This is a genomic window from Citrobacter sp. VF227 (genome assembly GCF_052950715.1).
Map to the genome: position 1 here is coordinate 1 of NZ_JBRFVF010000051.1, position 1,241 is coordinate 1,241.

Genomic DNA, 1,241 nt, shown 5'->3' on the forward strand with positions numbered 1-1,241 from the left:
AGTTGCGGATCTACAGTAATGAGCAACTGGTGGCATCACATCGTCTCTGCTCAGCATCGTCCGGCTGGCAGACAGTGCCGGAACATCATGCCCCGCTCTGGAAGCAGGTCAGCATGGTAGAACATCGACCACTGAGTGCTTATGAGGAGTTGCTGTGATGCATGAACTTGAAGCGCTGCTGAGTCGCCTGAAAATGGAGCATCTGAGCTATCACGTAGAAAACCTGCTGGAGCAGGCGGCTAAAAAAGAGCTGAACTACCGGGAGTTCCTGTGCATGGCGCTGCAGCAGGAATGGAATGGCAGACATCAGCGCGGCATGGAGTCCCGACTGAAGCAGGCGCGTCTGCCATGGGTCAAAACGCTGGAGCAGTTCGACTTCACCTTCCAGCCGGGCATCGATCGTAAGGTTGTCCGGGAGCTGGCCGGTCTGGCGTTCGTGGAACGCTGCGAGAATGTGATCCTGCTGGGTCCTCCAGGTGTCGGGAAAACACATCTGGCCGTTGCTCTCGGCGTGAAAGCGGCGGATGCAGGGCATCGGGTTCTGTTCATGCCACTGGACAGACTGATCGCAACGCTGATGAAAGCGAAACAGGAAAACCGACTGGAGCGTCAGCTACAGCAACTGAGTTATGCCCGGGTGCTGATCCTGGATGAAATAGGCTATCTGCCAATGACCAGAGAGGAAGCCAGCCTGTTCTTCCGGCTACTGAACCGTCGATATGAAAAAGCGAGCATCATCCTGACGTCAAATAAAGGCTTCGCAGACTGGGGAGAGATGTTCGGAGATAACGTACTGGCAACGGCGATCCTGGATCGGCTGCTGCATCACTCAACCACACTGAATATCAAAGGAGAAAGTTACCGGTTAAAGGAGAAACGCAAAGCTGGAGTGCTGGCCAAAAACGCAACGCCAATCAGTGACGATGAAATGGCGGAAAGCGGACAGCATCATTAAAGAAAGCATCTGGCGGGCATGAAAATGGCAAATAACGGTCACAGATCGTGGCGTTGACACACCTGGCCCCCTGCCGGCAACACACTCGTTTTACGGCAAACACAACACGCTCAGTACAGGGTACCGGTCAGCTCACTCACCGCCACTCTTGCACGGCCATCTGCCGACACGGAACGGTTCACATTCTGCGCGCTCAGGTTAAATGCCCCATACAGCTGCCGGCTGAGCGCTGTGTCCCCGGAGGAAATCACCACCGGTGAACCGGTCTGCTGATGAATCTCCTGTA

1 protein-coding gene and 1 pseudogene are annotated in these 1,241 nt (G+C 55.0%); both read left to right on the plus strand.

Going from position 1 to position 1,241, the window contains the following annotated elements; genetic code table 11:
• Positions 1 to 158: pseudogene (locus ACU8YC_RS24920) on the plus strand (IS21 family transposase); the annotation flags it as partial.
• Positions 158 to 955 (plus strand): IS21-like element helper ATPase IstB, encoded by a 798-nt coding sequence (gene istB / locus ACU8YC_RS24925; protein ID WP_001750026.1) that lies wholly within the window; start codon positions 158 to 160, stop codon positions 953 to 955. The pseudogene ACU8YC_RS24920 and the gene istB, both read left to right, overlap by 1 nt.
• Positions 956 to 1,241: the final 286 nt, after the last annotated feature.

Bases quoted from the DNA above. Each gene is read 5' to 3' on its own strand.
- istB (WP_001750026.1), top strand. From the start codon at position 158: ATGCATGAACTTGAAGCGCTGCTGAGTCGCCTGAAAATGGAGCATCTG.